The 20,709-nt window shown below is 61.6% G+C and carries 19 protein-coding genes, 1 tRNA gene and 1 pseudogene; 11 read left to right on the top strand and 10 right to left on the bottom strand.

Annotated elements, in window-relative coordinates; translation table 11 throughout:
• Positions 1 to 37: 37 nt before the first annotated feature.
• Positions 38 to 376 carry a helix-turn-helix domain-containing protein gene (locus tag BLV09_RS03845; protein WP_146686371.1) on the bottom strand — a complete coding sequence of 113 codons (339 nt, stop codon included), beginning with the start codon at positions 374 to 376 and terminating at the stop codon, positions 38 to 40.
• Between the two features lie 77 nt (positions 377 to 453).
• On the bottom strand, positions 454 to 1,875 hold the full coding sequence (gene mgtE, locus BLV09_RS03840; RefSeq protein WP_146686370.1) for a magnesium transporter: 1,422 nt from the start codon (positions 1,873 to 1,875) through the stop codon (positions 454 to 456).
• 84 nt (positions 1,876 to 1,959) lie between these two features.
• Between mgtE and BLV09_RS03835 the strand changes: the two genes are divergently transcribed.
• Together BLV09_RS03835 and BLV09_RS03830 are read left to right on the top strand one after the other, a co-directional pair.
• Positions 1,960 to 2,778 carry a polysaccharide deacetylase family protein gene (locus tag BLV09_RS03835; RefSeq protein ID WP_146686369.1) on the top strand — a complete coding sequence of 273 codons (819 nt, stop codon included), beginning with the start codon at positions 1,960 to 1,962 and terminating at the stop codon, positions 2,776 to 2,778.
• 92 nt (positions 2,779 to 2,870) lie between these two features.
• The gene (locus BLV09_RS03830; protein WP_146686368.1) at positions 2,871 to 4,259 is read left to right on the top strand and encodes a polysaccharide deacetylase family protein; all 1,389 of its coding nucleotides are present in this window, start codon (positions 2,871 to 2,873) and stop codon (positions 4,257 to 4,259) included.
• A 5-nt stretch (positions 4,260 to 4,264) separates the two neighbouring features.
• Here BLV09_RS03830 and BLV09_RS03825 read toward each other — a convergent pair whose 3' ends face one another.
• The 3 genes from BLV09_RS03825 to BLV09_RS03815 all read right to left on the bottom strand — a co-directional run bounded on the left by BLV09_RS03825 (position 4,265) and on the right by BLV09_RS03815 (position 5,453).
• Positions 4,265 to 4,639, bottom strand: coding sequence for a hypothetical protein (locus BLV09_RS03825; RefSeq protein WP_100382329.1), 375 nt, complete (start codon positions 4,637 to 4,639; stop codon positions 4,265 to 4,267).
• 326 nt (positions 4,640 to 4,965) lie between these two features.
• Positions 4,966 to 5,050, bottom strand: a tRNA-Leu gene (locus BLV09_RS03820).
• Between the two features lie 160 nt (positions 5,051 to 5,210).
• Positions 5,211 to 5,453 carry a FliM/FliN family flagellar motor switch protein gene (locus tag BLV09_RS03815; protein WP_100382330.1) on the bottom strand — a complete coding sequence of 81 codons (243 nt, stop codon included), beginning with the start codon at positions 5,451 to 5,453 and terminating at the stop codon, positions 5,211 to 5,213.
• A gap of 62 nt (positions 5,454 to 5,515) precedes the next feature.
• On the opposite strand from BLV09_RS03815, the gene lipB reads away from it, so the two are divergent.
• Both lipB and BLV09_RS03805 read left to right on the top strand, forming a co-directional pair.
• Complete coding sequence (gene lipB, locus BLV09_RS03810) at positions 5,516 to 6,256, top strand: lipoyl(octanoyl) transferase LipB (protein WP_146686367.1); 741 nt, start codon at positions 5,516 to 5,518, stop codon at positions 6,254 to 6,256.
• Between the two features lie 168 nt (positions 6,257 to 6,424).
• Positions 6,425 to 7,945, top strand: a complete 1,521-nt coding sequence (locus tag BLV09_RS03805; RefSeq protein ID WP_146686366.1) for a PAS domain-containing sensor histidine kinase — start codon at positions 6,425 to 6,427, stop codon at positions 7,943 to 7,945.
• Between the two features lie 37 nt (positions 7,946 to 7,982).
• Here the strand turns inward: BLV09_RS03805 and BLV09_RS03800 are convergent, their stop codons facing one another.
• The 3 genes from BLV09_RS03800 to BLV09_RS03790 form a co-directional block, all read right to left on the bottom strand.
• Positions 7,983 to 8,282 carry an acylphosphatase gene (locus BLV09_RS03800; RefSeq protein ID WP_146686365.1) on the bottom strand — a complete coding sequence of 100 codons (300 nt, stop codon included), beginning with the start codon at positions 8,280 to 8,282 and terminating at the stop codon, positions 7,983 to 7,985.
• Between the two features lie 7 nt (positions 8,283 to 8,289).
• Positions 8,290 to 9,156: an isocitrate lyase/PEP mutase family protein gene (locus BLV09_RS03795; protein WP_146686364.1), complete on the bottom strand. Its 867-nt coding sequence runs from the start codon at positions 9,154 to 9,156 to the stop codon at positions 8,290 to 8,292.
• 85 nt (positions 9,157 to 9,241) lie between these two features.
• Positions 9,242 to 11,257: an acetyl-CoA carboxylase biotin carboxylase subunit gene (locus tag BLV09_RS03790; protein WP_146686363.1), complete on the bottom strand. Its 2,016-nt coding sequence runs from the start codon at positions 11,255 to 11,257 to the stop codon at positions 9,242 to 9,244.
• A gap of 348 nt (positions 11,258 to 11,605) precedes the next feature.
• Between BLV09_RS03790 and BLV09_RS03785 the strand changes: the two genes are divergently transcribed.
• The 6 genes from BLV09_RS03785 to BLV09_RS03760 all read left to right on the top strand — a co-directional run bounded on the left by BLV09_RS03785 (position 11,606) and on the right by BLV09_RS03760 (position 18,615).
• Entirely contained in the window at positions 11,606 to 12,673 is a 1,068-nt protein-coding gene (locus BLV09_RS03785) for an ABC transporter substrate-binding protein (protein WP_244548958.1), read from the top strand.
• 3 nt (positions 12,674 to 12,676) lie between these two features.
• Complete coding sequence (locus BLV09_RS03780) at positions 12,677 to 14,368, top strand: ABC transporter permease (RefSeq protein ID WP_146686362.1); 1,692 nt, start codon at positions 12,677 to 12,679, stop codon at positions 14,366 to 14,368.
• Between the two features lie 56 nt (positions 14,369 to 14,424).
• Positions 14,425 to 15,468: an ABC transporter ATP-binding protein gene (locus BLV09_RS03775; protein ID WP_146690969.1), complete on the top strand. Its 1,044-nt coding sequence runs from the start codon at positions 14,425 to 14,427 to the stop codon at positions 15,466 to 15,468.
• Between the two features lie 25 nt (positions 15,469 to 15,493).
• Positions 15,494 to 16,177 (top strand): MgtC/SapB family protein, encoded by a 684-nt coding sequence (locus BLV09_RS03770; RefSeq protein WP_146686361.1) that lies wholly within the window; start codon positions 15,494 to 15,496, stop codon positions 16,175 to 16,177.
• 57 nt (positions 16,178 to 16,234) lie between these two features.
• Complete coding sequence (locus BLV09_RS03765; RefSeq protein ID WP_100382339.1) at positions 16,235 to 16,624, top strand: DUF930 domain-containing protein; 390 nt, start codon at positions 16,235 to 16,237, stop codon at positions 16,622 to 16,624.
• Positions 16,625 to 16,764: 140 nt separating this feature from the next.
• Positions 16,765 to 18,615 carry an alkaline phosphatase family protein gene (locus tag BLV09_RS03760; RefSeq protein ID WP_146686360.1) on the top strand — a complete coding sequence of 617 codons (1,851 nt, stop codon included), beginning with the start codon at positions 16,765 to 16,767 and terminating at the stop codon, positions 18,613 to 18,615.
• 35 nt (positions 18,616 to 18,650) lie between these two features.
• On the opposite strand, the gene BLV09_RS03755 is transcribed toward BLV09_RS03760, so the two are convergent.
• Positions 18,651 to 19,232 carry a hypothetical protein gene (locus BLV09_RS03755; protein WP_100382341.1) on the bottom strand — a complete coding sequence of 194 codons (582 nt, stop codon included), beginning with the start codon at positions 19,230 to 19,232 and terminating at the stop codon, positions 18,651 to 18,653.
• A 380-nt stretch (positions 19,233 to 19,612) separates the two neighbouring features.
• On the opposite strand from BLV09_RS03755, the gene BLV09_RS03750 reads away from it, so the two are divergent.
• Positions 19,613 to 20,272, top strand: a complete 660-nt coding sequence (locus BLV09_RS03750) for a peroxiredoxin (RefSeq protein ID WP_146686359.1) — start codon at positions 19,613 to 19,615, stop codon at positions 20,270 to 20,272.
• 7 nt (positions 20,273 to 20,279) lie between these two features.
• Here the strand turns inward: BLV09_RS03750 and BLV09_RS03745 are convergent.
• Positions 20,280 to 20,674 (bottom strand): annotated as a pseudogene (locus BLV09_RS03745) (DUF2177 family protein).
• Positions 20,675 to 20,709 lie beyond the last annotated feature (35 nt).

Raw genomic sequence — 20,709 nt, 5'->3', positions numbered from 1 at the left:
CGAGCCCATTATGTCCCTCAGGGACCGCGCTGCCAACTCAGGCCGGGGATGGTTCCGTCGCCAAAGCGGCGAACACGGTGTCGGGTGCATGGGCGATCACGGCAAGCAGCGCCCGCGCCGGTCCGCGTGGCATGCGTTTGCCCTGCTCCCAGTTCCTGATGGTTTCGACGGGAACGCCAAGCCGGGCGGCGAATTCCAGTTGCGTCAGCTGAGCCCGCCGGCGAAGGTCGCGAACCCCGTGCGATGGCGCTGCCTCTTCCGGGACTGCGGAAGTCATCACCGGCATAGCGGAAGGCGCCAGCGGGGCCAGCGGGAACTCCTGCCCGTCCCGCAATTCGACGATCCGCCCGTCTGCTTTCAGCCGCAACCGCTGCATGCTCTACCCCGCGCTTGCGGAAGTATCGCCGATAGCTGTTAAGGTCCGATTAACGATACGCCGTCCGGTCGATCGGCTTAATTCAGCCCGAACCACAGCGTTGCGATACCGAGAAACGAGAAAAAGCCGACGACATCGGTAATCGTCGTAACGAAGGTGCCCGACGCCACCGCCGGATCGGCCCGCACCCGCTCCAGTACCATCGGGATCAGAATGCCGCCGAGCGCGCCGGCAACGAGGTTGCAGATGATCGCAAGCCCGATCACGACGCCCAGTCCGGGAATCCTGAACCAGGCGATCGCGGCAAGACCGGTGATAATGGCAAATGCGACCCCGTTGACGAGGCCGACCAGGGCCTCACGCATCACCACCCGGTATGCGTTGTTCGAGCCGAGTTCGCGGGTCGCCAACGCCCGCACCGCGACCGTCATGGTCTGGGTCGCGGCATTGCCGCCCTGGCTCGCGACGATCGGCGCCAGCACCGCGAGCGCCACCATCTTTTCGAGCTGCCCCTCGAACAGGCCCAGCACCGAAGAGGCCAGAAAGGCGGTGGCGAGATTGACCAGCAGCCAGTTGAAGCGGCCCTTGGCAATGGTCAGGACGCTGTCGGACAATTCTTCGTCGCTGGTCACACCACCCAGCGCCTTGAGGTCCTCGTCAGCCTCTTCCTCGATCACATCGACCACGTCGTCGATGGTGACGACGCCGACCAACCGGTTGGTGGTGTCGACAACGGGGGCTGCGACCAGATTGTATTTGCCGAACATCCGCGCGACTTCTTCCTGGTCGTCCAGGGCGGACACGCGCCGGCGATCTTCGTCGATCAGATCGGCCAGCGGCACGGGCCTGCGCGAGCGCAGCAGGGCATCCAGGGATATCGCGCCCTGCCAATGCTTCGCCTTATCGACCGCATAGATTTCGTAAAACCGCTCCGGCAGGTCCGGCGTGTCGCGCATGTAGTCGATCGCCTGCCCGACATTCCAGTCCGGCGGCACCGTGATGAACTCGGTCTGCATCCGGCGGCCGGCGGAATTTTCCGGATAAAGCAGGCTGCGCTCGAGCGTGTCGCGCTCCTCCGGCGGCAGCTTGTCCAGGATCTCTTCCTGATCCTTCTCGTCGAGCGCCTCGAGCAATTCGACGGCGTCGTCGGACTCCAGTTCGCGGACGCCCTCCGCGACCGTCTCCGGTCCGAGTTCCTCGAGGATTTCCTCGCGGACCGTGTCATCGACCTCGTTGAGCGCCGAGAAATCGAAATCCGTGCCGGTCAGTTCCACAAGGCTGACGCGGTCGTCAGGTTCGAGCGCCGCGATCAGATCGCCGAGATCGGCCTCATGAAGTTCGGCCACGATGGCGCGCAGCATCGGGGTGTCGACTTCGTGAATGGCGTGTGCGATTTTCTCGACGAATTCCGGGCGAATTTCGCCATTTTCGTCGCGCATCGGGAGACGGTCGAGCACCGGCGCATCGGCCGGTCGGGCAATGTCCACGTCCTCGGCCATGCCGCGCCTCACCGGTTTGACAGAATTGCTGAACTCGTCTGAGTTATGGCTTCACGCATTACCCAATGGGCAACACCAAGCGCAATGAAAAATATCCAGCGGCTTAAATCGACCCCGAAGCTCATGAGCGCATTGGGGGCCGGCCTTGTGGTCTCGATGGCATGGACCGTCGCGGCCCAGGCGGCGGACTGTCCCCGCAAGGACGCGCTCGGCACCTCGCGCATTCTTGCCGTCGATGCCGCCACAACGCCACGGGTCGGCCTCAAAAGCTTTCCAGATACCCTGCCGCTTGAAGATCATGAGGTCGTGCTGACCTTCGATGACGGCCCCTGGCCTGCCACCACGCCGAAAGTGCTGGCGGCGCTGGCCCATGAATGCGTGCACGCGACGTTCTTCCTGATCGGCAAGCCCGCCTCGGAGCACCCCGACCTGGTGCGACGGATCGCAGCCGAAGGCCATACCGTCGGAACTCATACCTGGACGCATTTCAGCCTCGCGCAAATCAAGCCCGGTGAGGCCGTTGAACAAATCGATCACGGCATATCGGCGGTGAAGGCGGCGCTGAACAGCGACGGCGTCACCAGGCCGCTCGCGCCGTTCTTTCGCTTTCCCGGCTTCGAGAGCACGCCTGCGACGCTTGATCTGCTGCAATCGCGCGGCATCGTCGTGTTCGGGGCCGACCTTTGGGCCAGCGACTGGAACCCGATGACCCCCGCCGAGGAATTGAAGCTGCTCACCGACCGGCTCAACGCCGCCGGCAAGGGAATCATCCTGCTGCACGATCCCAAAGGGCACACCGCCGCCATGCTGCCGGCTTTCTTGCGTTATCTCAAAGAAAACCACTACAGCGTGGTCCACGTGGTACCGGCCACGCCGCGGACTGGCGTCGCCCGCGCCCCTTGAACCCAAAACCACGTCGGGAAGTCCAATCATTAAGGCGCCGTTCACGGCGCGGCGCGTAATGACGATTACGCAAACGGGAATGACGGTGTTTCATGATTGGTAAGGCGTCAGTGGGGGCTCGGACACGGCAACGGGCCGTTTTAGGCTCCGCGCTGTCTTTGGGGCTGTTGACCTGCATCGCCGCGCAGACGGCCTCCGCCGCCGACTGCCCTGGCAATCCCGACGCGATCGGCACCTCGCGCACGCTGGTGGTCGATCCCCGGGAGCACCCCCGGATCGGCACCATGCAATATGCCGAAACCCTGCCGCTCAGGGACCACGAGGTGGTGTTGTCATTCGACGATGGCCCGCTGCCGCGCAACAGTAATCAGATTCTGGCCATTCTCGCCTCGCAATGCGTGAAAGCGAATTTCTTCCTGATCGGCCAGATGGCCCGGACCTATCCGGAAGGCGTCCGCAAGCTCCGCGACGCCGGCCATACCATCGGCACCCACAGCCAAGATCATCCGCTCACCATGAACAAGATGCCGATCGAGCACGCCAAACAGGAGATCGACGACGGCATCGCATCGGTCAAGGCGGCGCTCGGGCCTGATGCGGACAAGACACTTGGGCCTTTCTTCCGGATTCCCGGCCTGGAGCGGGCTACGGCTGTCGAGGACTATCTCGCCTCACAGGGCATCCAGACCTGGAGCGCCGATTTCCCGGCTGACGACTGGCGGCACATTTCGTCGTCGCGGGTCTATGATCTCGCCATCCAGCGGATCGAGGCCAAGGGAAAAGGCATTCTGCTGCTTCACGACATCCAGGCGCGAACGGTCGCGGCGTTACCGAAAATCCTGGCAACCCTGAAGGCGCGTGGCTACCACATCGTCCATGTGGTGCCGGCAACACCGGACCGGCCGGCGACGCCGACCGAGCCGCAGGAATGGCGGTTGCATCCGACACTGGAGACCGTAGCGATCTCGCATTGGCCAAAAGTACCCAATTTCGTCTTCGCCAGCGCCGATGCGTTCGCTGTCCCTGCCCTGTCGGATTTCGCCGGCACGGGTGGAGAGCTGGTGCCGCAGGCGGAGCCATTCGATCGCGTGAGCCACCGCGGGCGCGGCATTCCGCTGCCGCAGGAAGCACCATGGCGCGGGGAAACGCTGTTTGCCATGAATAGCGCTGCGACTGCCCTGCCCGTTCCGGCGCAGACCGTGTTCGAGATCCCGGAAATGCCGCGCCCGACCGCCGAGGCCGTCGCTCTGCTCGCGCCTCCCGCGAAACCAACGATAGCGTCCGCGCGCGAATCGCAAGCCCAGGCCATCTCCGTCAGTGCGACCGATTCCCGCCGCGCGGTCCGCGGCACGCCGGTCTCCGGTCAAAACAAACGATCAATGGCGGCGTCTCACCAGACCCGCCGGGCAACAGCCGTCGCCGCGCATGGCCGCCGGACCCCACTCAAGCATCTGGTCCAGGTCAAAAAAAGAAACGTCTGACGGGCTCAATCCGTTACGATCTTGGAAATGCACAGCAGCACGACCAGCGCGAGAAACAACAGGTCGATATAGGCCTTCATTTCACCGTCACGGCGAAGAGACGAGACGTCACTGATAACCTGCTTGCGGGAGGCGCTGGCGGCCGGGCCGTCTCCGGTCATGCCCGCCAATCGACGCGCCTCGATCTCGAGACGCTCGATGCGCTGGAAGAAATAAAACGAACGAAACGCCGACATCGCGCGCATCCCGGCGTAGACCAGCACGAGGATCGCGAGGATCGCGCGCTGCTGATATTTTTCCATGAAGTTCAGGCTGTAATAAACCAGCGCCAGAAAGATGAAATTGGAGAGGAACCGATAGGCGTAGCCCAGGAATTTCATGCGCGTGCTCCGATCGGTTCAGCCAGTTAGTCTCGATCCAACTCGATCCAAAGAACTCCGGTCGCGAGATCGTATATCGCCGGGCCCGAAATCCGCGTCCGTCGATGTACGCCGACGTTGTTACAAGGCAACGAATGGCCGGTTCGGCATCCAACGCCGATTCCGGCTTGAGGAGCTAGAGCCTGATTCGGCTTTATCCTGCTCGGGCATGATCGTTCCCGAAAGCCGGTTTCGGCTTTTTGGGATCATGCCCGGGGTAACGGCGCCACGGATAGCGATCGCTCGCGTCCCCTTTTGGTCCGGCTAGGCCTCATTGCACGATTTTGTGGTGCGCTCGGAGGGACTCGAACCCCCACGATTTTACTCACTGCCACCTCAAGGCAGCGCGTCTACCAATTCCGCCACGAGCGCTTTTGTGGGATCGGCGCGGGAGATGTCCCGCGACCGGATCAACGGCGCGGGATGTAACAAATCAGGAATGGGGGGACAAGGCCTGCCGGTGGATGGTTTCAGCCCGCCGCCAAGCCCTCGATTCCCGGATCCCTCGTTTCCCTGAGTTCTCCGGGGCCGCCTACCGAACGCCCGGCAACCTCGGCAGCATTTGCTTGACTTCGACGGCAATCCGGTTGCGATCGACAAGCACCGTGCCGCTGGCGATCGGAAGGTTATTGGCGAGGATCTTGACCTCGTCCGCCTCCGTCGCATCCAGTTCAATGATGGCGCCACGGCTCAGGCGCATTACCTGATGAATGGGCATTGACGTGGTCCCGAGGACCACCATGAGATCGACCGTTACTTTATCGAGCGTTGCCACTGGAACCCGGACTAACAGATGCAAAATTGCGTAGTTCCAGATCACCACGTTATGGTTAGCTAATGGTTAATGATCGCCAAAGCCTCGATTTAACGACATTTGCGCGGCCTCTGGCCGGGGCCGCGGTCGAATGGCGGATATCTGAGGCGCCGGTACCCTATCCCGAGGCCGTCGCGGCCATGGAATCACGCGTTGCCGCGATCGCGGCCGGCGAGGCTCCCGAGCTGGTTTGGCTGCTGGAACACCCCCCGCTCTACACTTCGGGCACCAGCGGCAACGCCGGTGACCTGCTTGAGGCTCGTTTCCCGCTATTCGCGACCGGGCGCGGTGGCCAGCTCACCTATCACGGCCCCGGCCAGCGGGTGGCCTATGTGATGCTCGACCTGAAACGGCGGCAGCCCGACGTGCGGGCCTTTGTAGCCGGTCTTGAAGCCTGGATCATCCGCACGCTGGCGGCCTTCAATGTGCGGGGCGAGCGGCGCGAGGATCGCGTCGGCGTCTGGGTGAAGCGGCCGGACAAGGGCCCCGGCTTCGAGGACAAGATCGCGGCCATCGGGGTACGGCTGCGGCGCTGGGTCTCGTTCCACGGCATTTCCATCAATGTCGAGCCGGATTTGACGCATTTCGACGCGATCGTGCCCTGCGGCGTCGTGGACCCGCGTTATGGCGTCACCAGCCTTGCCGATCTGGGTCATCCTGTCTCTATGATGGACCTCGATATCGCGCTCCGGCAGGCCTTCACCGAGGTGTTTGGCCCGGCGGAGGCCCGCCTGCTGGAGACCAGGAGCCAAGCTACGGTTTGACGCGTCTTTTCAGGCTGACTGGTTTCCACCCCAGCGGGTACGATTTCGAATGCACAGCAATACGCACGCTCACCGCATTTTCCTCCCGGCGCGGACCTGCGAGAAGGTTCCACCGCGGAGGAACAAATTTACCTGCCATGCGTTTGGCCCGGTCAAGGCGGGGGTTTGATGGCTCAAAAAGACCGGCAACACAGGGATTTATTCGAGAGCGAGCGCAGTTTCCGGCTTCTCGTCGAAGGTGTTGCCGATTACGCGATCTACCTGCTCGATCCGACCGGCATCGTCACCAACTGGAATGTCGGCGGCCAGCGGATCAAGGGTTATTCCCCCGAAGAAATCATCGGCGAGCACTTTTCCCGCTTCTACACCGAGACCGATCGCGCCAACGGCAAACCTGCCCGCGCACTCAAGATCGCGGAAGAGCACGGCCGCTACGAGGAGGAAGGCTGGCGCGTCCGCAAGGACGGCACCTTCTTCTGGGCAAGCGTCATCATTGACGCGATCCGCGAGGGCGGAGAGCTGGTTGGCTTTGCCAAAATCACCCGCGACATCACCGAGCGACGCGAAAGCCAACTCCGCCTCGAGCAAATGCAAAAGCAGCTTGCGGAATCGCAAAAGCTCGACGCGCTGGGTCAGCTCACCGGTGGCGTGGCTCATGATTTCAACAACCTGCTGATGATTATCAGCGGCAGCGTTCACACCCTGAAGAAAGGCGTGGGCGACGACGCCAGACTGCAGCGCGCGATATCCGCCATCGAGGCGGCATCAAAGCGCGGCGCCGCCCTTACCAGTCAGCTGCTGACATTCGCGCGCCGGCAAAGCGTCAACCCGCAGTCGATTGATCTTGCCGCGAGGATCCAAGCCGTACGCGAGGTTTTGGGCACCGGCGTTGGCAGCTCGGTCGCACTGGCGTTCGACATCGATCGCGACGTCTGGCCGGTCACCGTCGACATTTCCGAGTTCGAAACCGCCTTGATCAACCTCGTCATCAACGCCCGCGACGCCATGCCGATGGGCGGAACGATCACGATCGCTGCCCACAACAGCGCGGTTGCCGCCTTGCCGAATGCCAGCGACTGCGTTGCCATCAGCGTCGAGGACTCCGGCGTCGGGATCGCGCCGGATGTGCTGAGCAAGATATTCGACCCGTTCTTCACAACCAAACCTGTCGGCAAGGGCACCGGCCTCGGCCTTTCACAAGTTCACGGTTTCGCCTACCAGGCGGGTGGAACGATCAAGGTCGATAGCGAACTCGGCAAGGGCACCAAGATCACGATCCTGCTGCCGCGGGACAACGCCGCTCCAAAGATCCAGCATCATGATGCCACCGAGGCCGACGGCAGCGGGACCGTGCTGCTGGTGGAGGACAATCCGGATGTCGCCTCGGTCAGCGCCAGCCTGCTTGAACAACTCGGTTATACTGTTCGCAGGGTGCCCGACGCCGAGACGGCGTTGCGCGAAATCGAGCATGACGGGATTGATCTGGTGTTTTCCGACATCGTCATGCCTGGAAAGATGGATGGTCTCGGCCTGGCCCATCGCCTCAGGGAAATCCGCCCTCATCTGCCGATCCTGCTGGCGACCGGCTACAGCGAGGCGGCGCTGAATGTGCGCGGCGACTTTCCCATTCTGCGCAAACCCTACGAGATCCACCAATTGAGCCAGGCGATCGCGAAGCTGCCGCGGTAATTTCGGCGCGTTCTTGTCGCGCTTTGACGCGGTTTGTTTAGATCGTCGGCAATACCGAAAACCGGTCGCCCGCCAGCCGCAGATTCAGTGCGTCAGCGTCCGCAGGCTCCTCGGCGACTGTATCGACGTGCGCGAAAGATGGCCCGTGACGGCAGCGCGCAATCATCTCGGACACGACATCCGCGGGCCCGGCAAACAACGCCTCCACGCTGCCGTCGCGGCGATTGCGAACCCATCCTTCAAGCCGGGATACCCGCGCCTGATGTTCGACCCAGGCGCGGTAGCCGACGCCCTGCACCCTTCCCCGGATCGTCACCTGACGGATCGCGGTGTTCATCTATTTCCTATTTCCTGAGTCCGAGAAGCTCGGCGCCGCGCTTCTTCATGTCCGCACCACGCATGACACGCTCTGTCAGCTCGGAGGATGCGAGGCCTTTCAAATGCTTTGGAGATTGGCCGTCGCGCAGCGCCTTGAGGGTCTCGTAGACCGCCTGCGTCGCCGCGGCGAACGGCGCGTGCCCCTGCAAGGCGATGCGCACGCGCTGTCCGGCAAGATAATCAAGCGCGTTGATCTCCTCCGGCGCGCCGCCGAGCACGATCGGCAAGGTTGTCGCGGCGGCGATGGCCTCCAGCTCCGCGCGGTTTTTGATGCCGGTGAAGAATAGCGCATCGACGCCTACGGCTTCATAGGCCTTTGCGCGCTTGATCGCGTCCTCGAGCGAGGTGATCGAGGCGGCTCCCGTACGCCCTATGATGACCAGCGAAGGATCGCCGCGCCCGTCCAGCGCTCCCTTCATCTTGCCGACGCCTTCCTCGAGCGAAATCAGTTGCGCCTTCGCCTCGCCAAAGGCCTGCGGCAGCAGTGTGTCCTCGATGGTGAGACCGGCAGCGCCAGCCGCTTCCAGCTCCTGCACAGTGCGACGAACGTTCAGCGCGTTGCCGTAGCCATGATCGGCATCGACCAGCACCGGCAACGATGCCGCGCGCGACATCCGCCGCATCTGCTCGGCGAGTTCGGTCAACGTGATCAGGGTAATGTCGGGATCGCCCAGCACCGCCAGCGATGCCACCGAGCCGCCGAACATGCCAACCGGAAACCCGAGATCCTCGGCAATGCGGATCGAGGTCGCGTCGTAGACCGACCCCGGATGAACGCAGGACGATCCCGACAGGATCGAACGCAGGGCGTCGCGGCGCTTTCGAAAGGCCATCGCAAAATCCTCTTTTATCTGGCGCCTGTTCTGCCGCAGATGGATCTACGCAAGCCGCGCAGACCTGAGTGCGGAACACGCGGCTTTAGGCAAATTCGAGAATGAGCGCGTCCACCGCCAGCGTCGCACCGGGAGTCGCGTGAATCTTCTTCACGATACCGTCGCGCTCGGCGCGCAGCACGTTCTGCATCTTCATGGCTTCGATCACGGCCAGCGTTTCGCCGGCCTTGACCTCCTGCCCCTCGGTCACCGCGATCGACACCACGAGACCAGGCATCGGGCACAGCAATTTCTTGCCGGTATCGGCCGCCGTCACCACCGGCATCAGCCGGGCCGATGCCGCCTCGGCCTCGGTGAAAACGTAGACCGGGACTTCAAAACCCTGATGCGCGAGACGAATGCCGTTGGCAATCGGTCGCACCTGCATGGCTACCGCGTGTCCGTCGATGGTGCCCTGCCAAACCGGTTCACCCGGCGTCCACGGCGAGACCAGCTGATGCGGATGTCCCGGCGTGCCGTTGGCGCCGATAAAACGCACCGTGATCCCGTCGGCTTCGCGCCCGACATCAAGCGCGATCTCGTTGCGCTCCAGCCAAACCGCGCGGCGACGTTCCCGCTGCACCAACCGGCCACCCAGCTGGCCGGAAATCTGCCGCTTGCGTTCACCGAGCACATGATCGATCGCGGCTCCGACCGCCGCGAGCCGCCGTGCGACTTCGCCTTCGGGCGCGCGTGCGGTAAATCCTCCTGGAAATTCCTCCGCGATGAAGCCGGTCGACAGATTGCCTTCGCGCCAGCGCGGATGGTGCATCAGCGCCGACAGGAACGGGATGTTGTGACGGATACCGTCGACATAAAACGCATCGAGCGCGTGGGACTGCGCCTCGATGGCGGCGGCGCGTGACGGCGCATGGGTCACGAGCTTGGCGATCATCGGATCGTAATAGATCGAAATCTCGCCGCCCTCCTGAACACCGGTATCGTTGCGAACGGTGATGCCGTCGACGCTGGCTTCCGCCGGCGGACGATATTTCACCAGCCGTCCGATCGAAGGCAGGAAGTTACGGAAGGGATCCTCGGCATAGACCCGCGATTCCACCGCCCATCCGGTCAGCGTCACGTCCTTCTGCGCGATCGAAAGCTTCTCGCCGGCCGCAACGCGGATCATCTGCTCGACCAGATCGATGCCGGTGACCAGTTCGGTGACGGGATGCTCGACCTGCAGCCGCGTGTTCATTTCGAGGAAATAGAAGCTCTTGTCCTGCCCCGCGACGAATTCGACCGTGCCGGCGGAATCGTAATTGACGGCCTTCGCCAGCGCGACCGCCTGCTCGCCCATCTTGCGGCGGGTGGTCTCATCGAGCAGCGGTGATGGCGCCTCCTCGATCACTTTCTGATTGCGGCGCTGGATCGAGCATTCGCGCTCGCCGAGATAGATCACATTGCCATGCTTGTCGCCGAGCACCTGGATTTCGATGTGGCGAGGATTGACAATGAACTTCTCGACGAAGACGCGATCGTCGCCGAAGGATGATTTGGCCTCGGCCTTGGCGAGGCTAAAACCTTCGGCGACTTCGGATTTCGAATGCGCGATCCGCATGCCCTTGCCGCCGCCGCCGGCGGAAGCCTTGATCATCACGGGATAACCGATCTCGTCGGCGATCTTCACCGCATGTTTTTCGTCCTCGATGACGCCGAGATGGCCCGGAACCGTCGATACCTTGGCTTTCGCGGCGGCCTTCTTGGATTCGATCTTGTCGCCCATCGCGGCGATCGCGCCTGGATTGGGCCCGATGAAGACGATGCCGGCCGCGGCCAGCGCGCGCGGAAAGGCTTCGCGCTCGGACAAAAATCCATAGCCGGGATGCACGGCTTGCGCGCCGGTCTTGCGGCAGGCGTCGACGATCTTGTCGATCAGGAGATAGCTTTCGGCCGCGGCCGGCGGCCCGATCAGGACGGCCTCGTCGGCCATTTCGACGTGGAGCGCGTCGCGGTCGGCCTCGGAATAGACGGCGACCGTCTCAATCCCCATCCGGCGGGCGGTCTTGATGATCCGGCAGGCGATCTCGCCGCGATTCGCGATCAGAATTCGTTTGAACATGCTGTTTTTGCTTGCGACCTTGGGGCAGGATCCTCCCTTCCAATCTGGCACGGGCGGACGGACGTAACAATTCCGTCCTACAGCAAAACGGGCCCGAGGCAACGGTATATGTCGGCCCGGAGCATCCCAAATCCGCCGGGGGCGCGTTCCGGAACAGAACGGCTGGCGGTCCCGGGAAGCCAGGCATCGCCGCCCAGCCACATCCAATTGGACGGCGACTAATCCGTTTTGGCGCATACGCCCGCGTGAATAAACGCAGCCAAGACTGCCGATCAGAGAGACCGCTTGACAGCCGGGCGCGCGGACTCAAGAGTCCTGTCAACGACAGAAAATTGTGAGGGGGAAACGATGATTGCGACCGGAACCCGACCTTTCGTCGGTTCGAACCGTTCAACCTCACGAGGCGTCAACAGACGAGTCGTATTGGGCTCGATGCTTGCCACGCCGTTCGTCGCCCGCGAGGCTTTTGCCGGCGACACACTGAACGCCTATTCGATCTGGCCCGAAAACTACGCGCGACCGATGATGGAAGCCTTCGAGAAATCGTCGGGCATCCATGTCAAGTTCATTCGTTTTTCCTCTGGCGAGGCACTCGCCCGCGTCACGGCCGAGAAGAACAACCCGCAGATCGACGTGCTGTTCGGCGGCCCCGTTGAAACATTTACGGCCGGTCAAAGTCAGGGAATATTCGATCCTTACCCACCTCCCGGCGCGGCTGACTTGCCGGCGCGATTCAAGGACAAGGGCGGCGCATGGACCGCAATTGCCGACGATCCACTGGTCTTCATGACTAACACTCAATTTCTGAAGCAGAATAATCTGCAAGCGCCGGCGTCATGGGATGATCTGCTCAATCCCGCCTACAAGAACATGCTGCAGATGGCCGATGCGCGGACGTCCGGAACGGCGGTAACGCGCATCTTCTCGGTGCTTCAGGTGCACAACCGCAACGAGGATGAAGCTTTTGCCTATATGAAAAAGCTCAGGCAGAACGTGCAACTGTATACCAAGAGCGGCGGCGGCGGCACTTTGCCGGTCGGCCTCGGCCAGGCAGGTGGCGGCATCTTCTTTATCGTCGACGCGCTGTTCACGCGCCAGCAGGGCTACGACGTACAGATCTCTTTTCCCAAGGAGGGCATTGGGTCTGCGGCAGAATGCATCGCCTTGATCAAGGGTGCCAAGAATCCGGAAGCGGGTAAAAAACTGATCGACTGGGCGACGAGTCCGGCGATGCAATCGCTTCTCGCACCCAACAAGATCAATTTCATTCCGGCAAATCCGAAAGTCGAAACCGACCCCGGCCTCGCCTCGGTACTGAAGGGCGCAAACATCATCGAGATCGACGACGCCTGGGCCGGAGCCAATCGGCAACGCATCGTCCAGCGCTGGGTCGCTGAAGTATTGAACGCCTCGTAGTCAATGGCGTTGGGGCGTGCATGGACGCGGTGGCGCAGCACAAGAGATCCGCTGCGTTCTTTCGTAACGGCCACTCTCTGGCTGCTGCTAGCGCTTTTCGTACTGTATCCGCTTGTCGAACTGATTCGACGCGCCCTGAGCGACGACAGCGGCTTCACACTCGCCCCGCTGATCTCGGCCATCAACAACAAGAACAATCTTCGCGCTTTCGTAAACAGTCTGTTGCTCGCAACGCTGGTCGGAATATGCGGTACCGTCTTCGGTTTTCTTTTCGCCTTCACGGTGGAGCGCACGCAGGCGCCGAGGCTCTGGATAAGGTTGCTCGACGTCGCAACGTTGCTGCCGTTGATCTCACCGCCCTTCACCACCTCGATCGCATTTGTGTTCTCCTTCGGTCCCCGCGGCTTCATCACCCATGACCTGCTGCGGCTGAACAACGCTACGGTCTACGGTCTCTCCAGCACACTGGCGGCGGAGACTTTGACCTATTTCCCACTTGCCTATATGGCGCTGCGGCCCATGCTGGCCGGAATCGGCGGCGACCTCGAGGAGATGGCCTTCAGCCTCGGCAGCTCGCGCTGGCGGGTATTCCGCACCGTGACGCTGTCATTGACGGTGCCCGGACTGGCCAACGCATTCCTGCTGCTGTTCGCAGCTTCCCTGGCTGATTTCGCGACGCCGCTCATTCTGGCCGGCAACGAATTTCCGGTGCTTCCGACCGAGGCCTATCTGCAGATCACCGGGATGTTTGATCTCAAAAGCGGCGCGGTGCTGTCGCTTTTGCTGCTGGTACCGGCCGGAATCGTATATCTGCTGCAGCGGAACGTGATCGCCCGCCGGCGTTACGTGACCATGACGGGAAAAGGCCGTGCGGGAGCATCGCGAAATAGCGTCGCGCCCTGGACGGGCAGGATGCTCATGGCGTTCTGCCTCGTGGTCGTGGTCTTTATTCTCTATCTCTATGCGTTACTGCTGATCGCTTCCCTGGTGCTGTCTTTCGGCGCCAACTATACGCCTACCCTCGCCCACTACCGGGTCATCTTCACCGAGGGCATCCCGGCCATCGAGGATACGCTGATCATCGCGCTGGTCGGCATGCCGATCGGCGGGCTTTATGGCGTTATCGTCGGTTATCTCGTCGGCCGCACCCAGTTCATTGGACGGCAGGCGATGGAAATCGTCACGATGCTGAACTATGCGCTGCCCGGCACCATCGTCGGGATCGCCTATCTGATCGCCTTCAACGAGCCTCCCTTTCTGCTGACGGGGACCGCCGCGATCATCATCGCCTGCTACGTGTTTCGCTATAGTCCGACCGGGATCCGCACCACGGTCGCCCTGCTCCAGCAGATTGATCGCAGCATCGAGGAGGCCTCGCTTAGTCTTGGCGCGAGCAGCTTCATGACTTTTCGCCGCGTCATGTTGCCTTTGATCATGCCGGCATTTTTCGCAGGCTTGAGCGTGGTCTTTATTCGATCGATGACGGCGATCAGCGCCACGATTTTCCTGGTTTCCATCAACTGGACCCTGATCACCGTGCGCATCCTCGAGAATATGACGGAACTATCGCTCGGGCCGGCGGCGGCGTTTTCAGTATTTGTGATCCTGGTGGTTATCGTTGTAACCAGCGGGCTTGGCTGGGTTTTGCGGCGCGTGACAGCCCCAGGCCTGCGGCTTCCTGCGGTCGAGGGCTGAACATGAGCGAACGCAGCGAGCCCGCCGGCATTCACCTCGAAGGCGTATCGGCCACGATGCACGACCGCAATCGCGGCGAGATCATGGCAGTCCGCAATGTCGATCTCGATGTGCAGCCTGGCGAATTACTGACATTGCTCGGCCCGTCCGGCTGCGGCAAGACGACGACATTGCGCATGATCGCCGGCTTTCAGGAGCCAAGCGCTGGCAGGATTCTCATCGCGGGGCGTGACGTAACCCGTGTGCCGGCGAACCAGCGCGATATCGGCTTCGTGTTCCAGAACTATGCGCTGTTTCCACATTTGACGATTTTCGGCAACGTGGCCTACGGCCTGCAGGTCCGCGATAAATCTTCCGGCGAAATACAACGGGCCGTCGCGGAGGCGCTGGATCTCGTCGGACTGGCAGGATTCGGGGAGCGGCTGCCAAATGAATTGTCCGGCGGGCAGCAGCAGCGAGTCGCGCTGGCCCGCGCCATTGTCATACGGCCCCGGGTCTTGCTGTTCGACGAACCTCTTTCCAATCTGGATGCGAAGCTTCGCGTATCGATGCGGTCGGAGATCAGGCGTCTGCAGCAAACACTGCAGATCACGACGGTATATGTTACCCACGACCAGGAAGAGGCCATGGCGATTTCAGATCGTATCGCCGTTATGGAGGCAGGCCGCATCGCCCAACTGGACACCGCCGAAGTGCTGTACCGCCATCCGACTTCCGCTTTCGTTGCGGGATTTATTGGTCGGGCTAACCTGCTTCGCGCGACCGTCGAGAGCGTGACCGACGGCCGGGCAATGCTTGAAATCGACGGCCAGAAGCTGGTCGCGCGCACCGAACGCACGCTCGCCCCTGGCGATCCCGTGAGTGTCGTGGTGCGACCGGAATCGATCGCCATCGTCAGGTCTGGCGCGAGTACCGGCCTGACGGGAATCGTGCAGACGCGGACCTATCTCGGCGATAAGATCGAGTATGAGGTCGCCTTTGGCGGACAAACGCTAAGCGTCGTGCGCTTTAACCCAGCCGATAACGAAGAATTTATGCCCGGGAGCACCATTTCCATCAGCGTTCCCGAAGCAAACGTCCGTCTGGTAGACGGGGCGTAGACTTCGATTTGAGCCAGAGGTGACAATGTCCAATTCGGAGATGCTTATACGACTGCTCACTTCGGCGGCGCTCGGCAGCCTTATCGGATTTGAGCGCGAGCGCCTGCTGTGGGCTGCGGGAATTCGCACCCACATGCTGGTGTGTGTCGGGTCATGCTTGATCATGATCGTGTCGCAGTATGGTTTTGCGAACATACTGACCCAGCAGAATGTCGTCCTTGACCCGTCGCGAATCGCCGCACAGGTTGTTTCGGGAATCGGCTTTCTGGGCGCCGGCGCGATTCTCGCTCGCGGCGAGATCGTAAAAGGTCTCACGACCGCGGCCAGCATTTGGACGGTGGCAGCAATAGGTCTGGCTGTCGGGGGCGGCTTGTATCTGGCGGCGGGCGCTTCGACCGTCATTATTTTGATAATATTGGCCGGCATCAAGCCGCTTGAAGAAGCCTACAGATCCAGAAACCAAAGCTGCCAGTTGAAAATCGAGGTCGACAACGGAAGCCTCACCCCCGAATTGTTGAGAGAAACGCTTGGCATCAGAATCGGCCAGATCAAACGGTTTCTCGTCGAAACTCGCAACCCGCAGGGAACAGATGACCTCATCATTCTGCTCAGCAAGGTATCTTCCCAGGATATCGCAACGTTCCCCCAGAAGCTGAAAGAACTCGACGGCGTTCGGGAAGTCACGGTCATGAAGAAAGCGATCGACTGACCTGCGGCCGGACCTGTCGCTGCAGCGCCCAACCAACAAGACCTTCAGAAACTTGAAATGAAAACTATCGGATTAGCCTCTGTCTTTGTAACGATCGCTGTCGCGCCCGTGCTCGCGGCCGATGCCAGGTTCGTAGCGAGTTTGGGACGACTGGATCCGCAAACCCGGCTCGAGCAGATATGCGACTATGAAGCCATGGATCGCATCGGCCACAGCGGCACAGGATATCATCCCGACCGTGCAAAGTCCGACGTGATGACAGCCCCCCAGCATTTGGGAGATTTGCTGGTCGGAACAGGCGCTGCCTTTCGCAGTGACGGACACTGGTATCAGTTTTCATTCAAGTGCCGGACGGCGCGCGACCACCTGAAAGTTCTCTCCTTCGAGTATAAGGTCGGCGCGATTATTCCTGAGACGAAGTGGAATTCGTACGGATTGTGGCGCTAAGGCATATCAGCGCGAATTGACTTGACGCAACCTGGTGGATCGAACCGTAATCCATCGCCGGCTGTAACAATTCTGTCATGCAGCAAAACTACACAGCGGCAACGGATTGACCTGAACTGGCTGCTGAGGGGGAGAATTCGATGCGCCGTGCCGTCGTGCTGTTATCCGCGAGTCTGGTCATTCTGACCGCCAACGCCGCATCGGCGCAAAACAACGCCCCCCACAATCTCATTCTATTCGTCCCGGACGGCCTGCGTGGGCGGATCGTTACCCCGCAAACCGCCCCCGCGATGGCCGAACTCCGCGACAAGGGCGTCAATTTCAAGAATTCGCACTCGCTGTTTCCGACCTTCACCACCGCCAATGCGTCGGCGATGGCCACCGGCCACTACCTCGGCGACACCGGCGACTTCAGCAACACGATCTATACCGGCTACCCGGTCGGGCCTGCGGATGGCACGGTCACGCCGTTCCTCGAGGCCGATCCGGTGTTGCGCGACGCCGACGAGCATTTCGGCGGCGACTACCTCAATGAAGAGACCATCCTGAAGATGGCCCGCGCCAAAGGCTACAGCACCGCCGCACTCGGCAAGCTCGGCCCTACCCTGATTTTCGATCATACCGACAAGATCGGCACCGATGGCCTGCATTCGATCGTCGTCGACGACTCCACCGGCAGCAAGAACGGCGTCCCGCTTTCCGACGAAATGAAAGCCGCCCTGACCAAGGCCGACCTTCCGCTCGCCACGCCGTCGCGCGGTGACAACGGCAAGATCGGCGATGCCAAGACGCCGGGCACGACGGTCGCCAACATCGCGCAGCAGGCCTACTTCGCCGATGTCGCCACCAAGGTCGTGCTGCCGATGTTCAAGGCGCGCAACAAGCCGTTCGTGCTGGTGTTCTGGTCGCGCGATCCCGACGGCAGCCAGCATAACAATGGCGACAGCCTCAACACCGTGACCCCCGGCATCAATGGCCCGACCTCGCTCGCGGGCATCAAGAACGCCGACGACAATCTGGCGCAACTGCGCAAGGCCCTCGACGACCTCGGCCTCGCCGCAACCACCAACATCATCGTCTCCTCCGACCATGGCTTCTCGACCATCGCGAAGGAGAGCAAGACCAGCCCCTCGGCGAAAATCACCTACGACGATACGCCGAAGGATTTCCTGCCGATGGGCTTTCTCGCCATCGATCTTGCCAAGTCGCTCAACCTGCCGCTGTTCGATCCGAACGACAAGAACGCGCGCGTGGCCGACAATGCCCACCCCAAGGCCGGCAACGGCCTGCTCGGCAACGACCCCGCAAAACCTGATCTCGTAATCGCCACCAATGGCGGATCGGACCTGATCTATCTGCCCAACCGGGACAAGAAGCTGGCGGATCGCACGATCAAGGCGCTGCTCGAACAGGATTACGTCAGCGGGCTGTTCGTTGACGACAAGCTCGGACGCTTTCCCGGCACCCTGGAAATGTCGCAGCTTGGCCTGAAGGGCAAAGCGGTCACGCCGAACCCGTCGATCGTGGTCAACTTCCGCTCCTACACGACCGGCTGCGACGAGCCGACCAACTGTTCGGTCGAGATCGCCGATACCGTGCTGCGGCAGGGTCAGGGCATGCATGGCAGCTTCGGCCGTGGCGACACCCTGAATTTCACGGCCGCGATCGGGCCGGACTTCAAGGCCGGCTATCTCGATCCGCTGCCGGTCAGCAATGCCGACGTCGGCATGACCATCGCGCAGCTGATGAACTTGCGCCCCGTGGGTGCAGGCGGCCTCACCGGCCGCATCATGTCGGAAGCCCTGCCCAACGGCATCGTCCCGAAGACCGCCGACGGGTCGATCGTCTCCAAGCCCGCCTCGAACGGGCTCAGGACCGTGGTGAAGTACCAGCGCGTGCTGTCGCAGCGCTATTTCGACGTCGCGGGATTCCCGGGCCGGACGGTCGGGCTTGACGACGAAGCCGGCAAACAAAAAACGGCGGGGAAATAACCCGCCGTCCTCACCTACACTGCGATCGGCGGATTTTACATGCCGATGTCGAACACGTTCGGCAACTGCACCAGCGGCAGCGTCGCGACGCCGACAATGGTGGCGACCAGCGCCATCAGGGTGCGGTTGCTGCGGCGCTTGCCGCGCATCTGGCTTGCGATCCACTCCAGCACTTCGGTATCGACACCAACGGCCTGAGTGGGCGCCCAGCTATCGATCGCCGTATCGGGCGACAGTGCTACCGTGCGCGGCGGGACCGGCAGGCCGGACGCGGAGGCCGCATGGTGCACGACCGCTTTCGCCAACAGGTCGTCGAAAAGGCCATCGTCGCTGCGCTCGGTGGCGGCATCGTTGATCTCAAACAGGGTCTCGGCTTCGGCGCGGCTGACCGGCTGATGCTCGACGGCGGTTGCGGTCAGGATGCGCGCGCACCAGGCGGCGTCATCGGCATCGAGTTCGCGGGAAAAATGAACGCGGCCCTTGGTGGTGGGGCCTTCGCCGGTGATCACCCCATCACGTACGATCGCGAGAGCCTGTGCGGCGGTATTCCGGCAGGAAATCTTCGAGGGTTCCAGCGCGCCGATCGGTTCGGCGAGGTTAGCAAGCGGGGCGGACATTGGTAGTTACTCTTCTCAGTTTTTTGTTCTGGACCAGCATTTCCATGCGGGCGTAAACGAGTAGTTAATGATTCGAAACTTGGATCGCGAGTTTTTTACATGGTTGCCGATTAGTCGCGACCAACTTCGCCATGGTTCAGAGCTATAGCAATCGGGCTGCGGGTGATGGGCGGTATAAGAGGCGATATCACGGCAGTGAAGAGGCTTTTGAGACCGCTGTGATCTTTTCGCCGCAGGGCCAGGACCGAAAGAAGATGCTAGGAGTTCCCTGCCCCAGAGAATGATCTTGCCTTTTGCGGCCGACGGTTCACTTGAGGCGTACGGGCTCATATACTTCAAAGACAATTTTCCCTGTAACTTGAATAACATGAGGTCAAAACATGGCACTCCAGATTGGCGCTGTCGCCCCGGATTTCGAAGCCGAAACCACCGAAGGGAAAATCAAATTCCATGACTGGATCGGCAATAGCTGGGCGCTGTTGTTCTCACATCCCAAAGATTTTACTCCGGTTTGCACCACCGAGCTCGGCGCGCTGGCCAAACTGAAGCCGGAATTCGACAAGCGCGGCGTCAAGCTGATGGGCTTGAGCGTCGATCCCGTCGACAAGCATTCGAAATGGTCCGAAGACATCAAGGAGACGCAGGGCGCTGCGCCGAACTATCCGATGATCGGCGATACCGACCTGAAGGTTTCCAAGCTCTATGACATGCTGCCGGCCGCGACCTCAGGCGATGCCAACAACCGCACCGCCGCCGACAACCAGACCGTCCGCAACGTCTTCATCATCGGGCCGGACAAGAAGATCAAGCTGGTGCTGGTCTATCCCATGACCACCGGGCGCAATTTCCAGGAAATCCTGCGCGTGATCGATTCACTGCAGATGACCGCGAAGCATCGCGTCGCAACGCCGGCCGACTGGAAGCAAGGCGAGGACGTCATCATCGCGGGCTCCGTCAGCGACGACGAGGCCAAGACGATCTACCCGCAGGGCTGGAAAGCGCCAAAGCCCTATATCCGGATCGTGCCGCAGCCGAAGTGACGGCTGATCAGACTCTCGGCACAAGCCAGTTGGCAATCAGAAGGCCGGCGGTCGATGAGACCGCCGTCACCACCAGGACACATCGAGCAGGACCACCGGCCGGGTCCAGTGCTTGAGCAGCGACAGCGACGTCAATTCGAACGTCGCATAGCAAAAGAGCCCAAACAGCGCGCCATAGAGCAACGCCGATTGCCGCGTCGCGTCCGACGGGCTGCTGACGAAGATCAGGATGCCGGCTACGTACAGCAGATAAAACAGGATCGCGGGCGCGGTCCTGATCTCGCCCAGCATGTCGCCAACTTCAGCGGTGAAAAAGCCCTTGGCGACGAGCCCGAGGAACAGGAAGTCGAGCGGGACGATGACGATCAACGTCGCCAGATAGAGAACGGCATACCGCTTCACGAGAGCCTCCAGCTCTTTTGGCGCACGGCCAATAC

Origin of the sequence: Bradyrhizobium canariense (assembly GCF_900105125.1) — a bacterium.
GTDB lineage: Bacteria > Pseudomonadota > Alphaproteobacteria > Rhizobiales > Xanthobacteraceae > Bradyrhizobium > Bradyrhizobium canariense_A.
The sequence above is the reverse complement of the archived record's forward strand: the minus strand, read 5'-3'. Positions and strand labels throughout refer to the sequence as shown.